The 6,722-nt window shown below is 40.4% G+C and carries 4 protein-coding genes and 3 pseudogenes; 3 read left to right on the forward strand and 4 right to left on the reverse strand.

Annotated features, from left to right (window positions below; genetic code table 11):
* Positions 1–329: 329 nt before the first annotated feature.
* The 3 genes and pseudogenes from FTU40_RS12600 to FTU40_RS12610 form a co-directional block, all read right to left on the reverse strand.
* A pseudogene (locus tag FTU40_RS12600) lies at positions 330–1,034 on the reverse strand (IS6-like element IS1006 family transposase).
* 45 nt (positions 1,035–1,079) lie between these two features.
* Complete coding sequence (locus FTU40_RS12605; protein WP_024160689.1) at positions 1,080–1,451, reverse strand: transposase; 372 nt, start codon at positions 1,449–1,451, stop codon at positions 1,080–1,082.
* Positions 1,399–1,701: a transposase family protein gene (locus tag FTU40_RS12610; RefSeq protein WP_171069802.1), complete on the reverse strand. Its 303-nt coding sequence runs from the start codon at positions 1,699–1,701 to the stop codon at positions 1,399–1,401. Before FTU40_RS12610 ends, FTU40_RS12605 begins: the two co-directional genes overlap by 53 nt.
* A 502-nt stretch (positions 1,702–2,203) precedes the next feature.
* On the opposite strand from FTU40_RS12610, the gene FTU40_RS12615 reads away from it, so the two are divergent.
* Both FTU40_RS12615 and FTU40_RS12620 read left to right on the forward strand, forming a co-directional pair.
* Positions 2,204–3,823, forward strand: a complete 1,620-nt coding sequence (locus FTU40_RS12615) for an oleate hydratase (protein ID WP_109267733.1) — start codon at positions 2,204–2,206, stop codon at positions 3,821–3,823.
* A gap of 267 nt (positions 3,824–4,090) precedes the next feature.
* On the forward strand, positions 4,091–5,149 hold the full coding sequence (locus FTU40_RS12620) for a 2,3-butanediol dehydrogenase (protein ID WP_004281883.1): 1,059 nt from the start codon (positions 4,091–4,093) through the stop codon (positions 5,147–5,149).
* A gap of 170 nt (positions 5,150–5,319) precedes the next feature.
* On the opposite strand, the pseudogene FTU40_RS12625 reads toward FTU40_RS12620, so the two are convergent.
* Positions 5,320–5,673 (reverse strand): annotated as a pseudogene (locus FTU40_RS12625) (IS6-like element IS1008 family transposase); the annotation flags it as partial.
* 56 nt (positions 5,674–5,729) lie between these two features.
* On the opposite strand from FTU40_RS12625, the pseudogene FTU40_RS12630 reads away from it, so the two are divergent.
* Positions 5,730–6,670 (forward strand): annotated as a pseudogene (locus FTU40_RS12630) (IS5 family transposase).
* Positions 6,671–6,722 lie beyond the last annotated feature (52 nt).

Here is a 6,722-nt window from a genome sequence, read left to right on the forward strand (position 1 = left end):
ATCAATGCTGTAGTTTCTAGTTTATAGCCCAATCACACCCGATTGGGCTTTTTTTATGATTTTTCATGTTTCACGCCTATTCTTTGACCAATGTTTCACGACTTTGTTCATATTAGTTAAACAATCGTGGTTAATCATAGGGGCTAAAAAAACAGCTCCAAAAGCCGAGGTATTAACAGCCTTCAATGCAGATGCAGAAATAGCTTTCGATCTTCAGCCGTACAAGTATCAGTGTTGAAAAAGAAAATTACGGAACTCACTGCTGCATAAAATATTCGGCACTGTTGCAAATAGAGATTTGAGTCGATGATGTTCCCTTTAAAAAGTACTTAGAGACCGAAAACCCTGTTGATTAGACACACTTCACCCTGAGGCTGACCATAATAAAATGACGATGCTTGTCCTTTACGTAGTGCACGCATGACTTCAATACCTTTAATTGTGGCATAAGCCGTCTTCATAGATTTGAATCCTAATGTGGCCCTGATGATCCGCTTTAGCTTGCCATGATCACATTCAATCACGTTATTTTTATACTTAATCTGCCTGTGCTCAAGGTCTGGTGGACATTTACCTTCCCGTTTTAACCGTGATAAAGCACGTCCATATGTGGGTGCTTTATCCGTGTTGATCACTTGTGGAATTTGCCACTTCTTCACATTATTTAAAATTTTTCCAAGAAAACAATATGCTGATTTGGTATTACGTCTAGAAGAAAGATAAAAATCAATGGTATCGCCACGTTGATCGACTACACGATACAGATAAGACCATCGTCCATTCAGTTTTACTTAGGTTTCATCAATATGCCACGAGCTCAGATCTGTAGGATTACGCCAATACCAGCGTAAACGTTTTTCTATTTCAGGAGCATAACGTTGAACCCAACAGTAAATAGTCGTGTGATCAACATTCACACCCCGTTCGGCCAGCATTTCCTGCAGTTCACGATAGCTAATGCCATATTTACAATACCAGCGCACAGCCCAAAGAATGATTTCGCCCTGAAAATGCCGACCATGGAAAGGATTCATATGCTGCATCTTTAGCTAAAACAGTCTTCAGCTTACCATTCGTGGTTATTTGCAACAGTGCCCAAATACATGCTCGATCCCGATTCTTCTTTTGTTGATTTCCTGATTATAGATTTTGAGTTCAGGATCCAGTTTACAGCGTCTTTTGGCTTTTAACGGCAACAGGCTATTAGGATACACAGCATAAATTCCCAGGTAGCCTTTATCTGCAAGGATAAAAGCTCCTGAAGGAATCTGCTTTAAATTGCGTTTGAATAGCTCGAAATCATGCACCGTACCGCGATCAGTGCATAAACTCAGAATTTGCTGAGTTTTATAATGGATGATGGCCTGTACTTTAAAGGTATGGGTCTTTTTCTTGCCACTATAGTTTTTCTTCTGTTTTTTTAGGCCTTTGAATTGGAATTTCTGTGGCATCCAGGATCACCACATTCCAGTCTATGCCTTCGCTTTCGGGCAAATTCTTCGGTAAATTAAACAGCTTGGACTGAATCAGGCAATCTTCAACATGACGTACAATTCTTGAGGCTGTAGGCTCTGAAACCCCATAACTCGTAGCAATGTGAAATAAAGTTCGGTATTCCCGCCAATAGTTCAGACAGAGCAGAACCTGATCCTCCACACTTAACTTGGGTGGTCTGCCTTTAGCTGGAACATGCTTCTGCAATTGCTCAACCATTTAAATAAAAGGTTGACCATGAGATGCCTGTATATCGCTTAAACTGTGTTTCAGAAAGCTTCTTTGAATCAATGTATTTCATCCGCAGATTATGCACGAATGCTAAGAAAATTAGAGTACAAATATCAATCAAAAAGGTGCTCATTTTTTGATTTATGAAAGAGATCTATTATTCAATTATATCTTTTAATGATCAATAGAAAGCCTAGTTTCAAACACATTCTTCAGACACAAACAAATATGATCAAAATAGAGTGATTACTCAATAAAATAATAAAATCAATTACTTAAATTATATTTTATTTTAAAAAAAATACAAATGTGTATTAAAAATAACCATTACTTACATTTTTTTGATTACAAAATATAATGAGTAAATTGCTTCCCATTTCATACATTTTTCATATATAAAAAGTCATACTATTTTTAAGGTTTTTCTAAATCACATTTTATACTTCATAGTTTTTAACATCATTATTAAAGGTGAACCATGCATAAGAAGAAGCGCACCCCATTAGACGCACAACAGTCCCATCTTTGGATTATTGGTGGTGGTATCGCAGGTATGGCTGCTGCTGCATTTGCAATCCGTGATGCCAAAGTCCCTGCCAAAAATATCCATATTTTAGAAGAACTCGATATTTCAGGTGGTTCGATGGATGGTGGACATACACCGCATGCCGCGCAAGCTTGGGTAACACGTGGTGGGCGAATGCTGACCGATGAAACTTATTTGTGCCTATGGGACTTATTTTCCAGTATTCCATCTTTGGAAAATCCAGACATTTCGGTGCGTGAAGAATGTCGTGAGTTTAATGAAAAAGTGAAAACCCACGCCAATGCACGGTTGATTGATGCCGAACATGTCATTGCGGATGCAGCAAAGCTTGGTCTGAATACGCTACATCGTGCACAGATGCTGCGCCTATTAGCTTCAAAAGAAGAAAAAATTGGCAGTCGCCGCATTGATGAGTTTTTTGATGAAACCTTTTTTGAAACCAATTTCTGGCGCATGTGGCGCACGACTTTCGCTTTTCAAAAATGGCACAGTGCAGCAGAGTTAAGACGCTATTTCTTGCGTTTTATTCAAGAATTGCCACGCATTCATACCTTAGCGGGTGTGAAACGTACCAAGTACAACCAATATGACTCGATGATTCTGCCCCTACAGCGTTGGTTAGTCGCACAAGGCGTCGATGTGCGTTTTGGACACTATGTCACAGATGCAGACTTCATTACCAATGCTGAAACTCAAGAACGCTACGCTTCACGCCTATATGTACAATTGCCTGAAGGCTCAGAGCAAATTAATCTGAAAGCCAATGATTTAGCTATTTTCACTTTAGGCTCTATTACAGCAGACTCACGTTATGGCGGTAATCATGACGTGCCTGCCCTTATTCGTCATCGAGAAGATCATGGCTGGACGCTTTGGGAAACGCTGGCACAAAAAGCCCCAGACTTTGGCCGTCCAATGACTTTTTATGGCAATGTCGATGAACATAAGTGGGAGTCTTTCACTCTGACCATGAAAGATGACGTGCTACTTAAACGTATTATTGACTATACAGGCAATGAACCAGGCACAGGCGCACTCATGACTTGGTATGAGTCGGGTTGGCATTTATCCATCGTGGTTCCTGCACAGCCACACTTTGCCGACTTACCTGAAGGTTTATATACCTTATGGGGCTACGGTTTCCAAATTGACCATATAGGCGATTACATCAAAAAACCAATGTCCGAAGCCACGGGGCAAGAAATCCTAACAGAACTGATTAAACAGCTCGGTTTTGACGACATTTTAGATCATGTTTTGGCAACGACTGATGTTACTACCGCCATGATGCCATACGCCTCTGCCCTATTCGCCTGCCGTAAACCGGGGGATCGTCCACAGGTAATTCCACAAGGCTCACAAAACTTTGCTTTCCTTGGACAGTTTGTGGAAATTGAAGATGACGTGGTCTTTACTGTGGAATATTCAGTTCGTGGGGCGATGCTTGCCATTTATGAATTTTTTGGGGTGGAACGTGAAATCCCTGAAATTTACAACGGTCTACTTGATCCCAAAGTGGGTTTAAAAGCTTTAGAAACAGTGTTCCACTAAGTTTTTAATATATAGCGATAAGAGCACCTTTATGTCGCCACTATTACATAGTTTAATTTAAGCAACGTTTGGATACACGAGTGTGGCAGGGATGCCACACGTTATCCATCATAATAGGGATGTTATGTATGGGTAACAAAGGCTTTTGCTTTCTTTTGGCTTATCAAAAGTAAGGGTATTGCCTACACAAACACCTTTTATACTTTATTGAAAGTTGAGGCCGTGTACGCACTGGTTTACCGTTAACATCAATATAAGGAATATAAAATGAAAGCAGCTCGTTTTTATGACCGAGGGGATATTCGAATTGAAGATATCCCTGAACCGAAAGTACTTCCAGGCACAGTTGGAATTCAAGTTGCGTGGTGTGGTATTTGCGGTACAGATTTACATGAATTCATGGAAGGTCCTATTTTTATTCCACCTTGTGGTCACCCACACCCAATTTCGGGAGAATCTGCACCTGTAACAATGGGACATGAATTTTCAGGCGTGGTTTATGCAGTTGGAGAGGGTGTAGATGATATCCAAATTGGGCAACATGTCGTAGTTGAACCCTACATCATTGCTGACGATGTGCCGACTGGCCCCAATGATAAGTATCATTTATCAAAAAATATGAACTTTATTGGTTTAGGCGGACGCGGTGGTGGTCTTTCTGAAAAAATTGCAGTTCAGCGGCGTTGGGTACATCCTATTTCAAATGATATTCCTTTAGACCAAGCAGCATTGATAGAACCTTTATCTGTCGGTCATCATGCCTATGTCAGAAGTGGCGCAAAAGCTGGCGATATCGCACTGGTTGGTGGAGCAGGCCCAATAGGCTTACTTTTATCTGCTATTTTAAAGGCTAAAGGTCTCACGGTCATCATTACTGAACTGAGTGCAAAACGTAAAGAAAAAGCGATAGAAGCGGGTGTTGCCGATTATGTACTAGACCCATCTAAGGTTGATGTAGTTGCTGAGGTAATGAAAATTACAGAAGACCGCGGTGTAGATGTCGCTTTTGAATGTAGTAGTGTCAATAAAGTCATGGATACACTCGTTGCAGCAATGAAACCAACTGGTGTAGTCGTTATCGTTTCTATTTGGAGCCATCCTGCCACAATTAATGTGCATAGTGTGGTGATGAAAGAGCTAGATATTCGTGGCACGATTGCTTATGTAAATGATCATCAGGAAACTATCCGTTTGGTTGAGCAAGGTAAGATTAATCTAGAACCTTTTATTACCCAACGGATTGCATTAGATGATCTTGTTTCTAAAGGCTTTGAAACATTGATTCATAATAATGAGTCTGCTGTAAAAATTATTGTTCATCCGTAGTAACGCCTAATTTGAACGACTAATTTGAATAAACTAGAAATAAACTCTATGTAGCTATTTCTAATATCTTTATAGATAGGGAATGAGTCTGTACGTACAGATTCATTCTCAAATTTACGGCACTGTTGCAAATAGAGATTTGAGTCGATGATGTTCCCTTTAAAAAGTGCTTAGAGACCGAAAACCCTGTTGATTAGACACACTTCACCCTGAGGCTGACCATAATAAAATGACGATGCTTGTCCTTTACGTAGTGCACGCATGACTTCAATACCTTTAATTGTGGCATAAGCCGTCTTCATAGATTTGAATCCTAATGTGGCCCTGATGATTCGCTTTAACTTACCATGATCACATTCAATGACATTATTTTTATACTTAATCTGCCTGTGCTCAATATCTACTGGACATTTTCCTTCTCGCTTTAATCGTGATAAAGCATGGCCATAGGTCGCTGCTTTATCTGTATTGATGACCCGTGGAATTTGCCATTTTTTCACCGTATTGAAGATCTTTCCTAGAAAACGGCTTTGTTGCACAAACCTATCTGTAAAGGCTTTTTCAGCGATATAATTTTCAAATGAAGAAGCCTACACACAAAATCTACCGCACAACCAATTGGCCCGCATATAACCGAGCACTCATGAGTCGCGGAAATATTGCCATTTGGTTTGATCCTGCTACGCAATGGTATGCTCCATCAAAAGGCAAACAAGGGCGAAATCAAACCTACTCCGACGCAGCTATCCAATGCTGCTTAATGATTAAATCCTTATTCCGTCTATCTTTACGTATGGTCACTGGCTTTGTGCAAAGTCTGATTAAACTTTGCGGCTGAGCAGCCCCGAATATCAGTGATATTCGTACAGTACGCTTTGTAGAAGACAAAAGCATATTGATATTGCAATCAGCTACCAAAAAAGTAGCGATGGGCTGCATCTACTCGTAGACTCTACAGGCATGAAGTTTCTAGGTGAGGGCGCATGGAAACGCAAGAAACATGGAGCTGAATATCGTCGCCAATGGCGTAAACTACATATTGGTATAGATGCCAAAACCCTACAAATACGCGCTATTCAGCTCACAACCAATAATGTCAGTGATTCACAGGTGCTTGGTGATTTACTTAATCAGATTCCACAAGATGAGCAGATTGACTCTGTTTATACCGATGGAGCTTATGACACCAAGCAATGCCGTCAGGTCATTGCAGATCGGCAAGCACATGCGGTGATTCCACCTAGAAAAAATGCGAAACCATGGAAAGATACAAAGAGTAGCTCGCTAGAGCGAAATGAATTACTTCGAACAGTTAAACGTTTAGGCAGGACATTATGGGAAAAATGGTCAGGCTATCATCGCCGCAGTTTGGTGGAAACCAAGATGCATTGCATCAAATTATTAGGCGATAAATTAATGGCAAGAAGCTTTCCTAGTCAGGTGAATGAAATTCATGCACGTGTAGCAGTCCTCAACAGATTTACGGAATTAGGTCGACCACTTACCCAAGTTACGCCTTAAATTTGGCTCAATTAGGGGCGCTTTGCATTTCAAATCTTTGTGCAACAAAGCC

This window comes from Acinetobacter sp. YH12100, from assembly GCF_013419135.1.
Taxonomy (GTDB): Bacteria; Pseudomonadota; Gammaproteobacteria; order Pseudomonadales; family Moraxellaceae; genus Acinetobacter; species Acinetobacter pseudolwoffii.

Coding starts and splice junctions, on each gene's coding strand:
- FTU40_RS12605 (WP_024160689.1), bottom strand. CDS start 1,451: ATGCCACAGAAATTCCAATTCAAAGGCCTAAAAAAACAGAAGAAAAAC.
- FTU40_RS12615 (WP_109267733.1), top strand. CDS start 2,204: ATGCATAAGAAGAAGCGCACCCCATTAGACGCACAACAGTCCCATCTT.
- FTU40_RS12620 (WP_004281883.1), top strand. CDS start 4,091: ATGAAAGCAGCTCGTTTTTATGACCGAGGGGATATTCGAATTGAAGAT.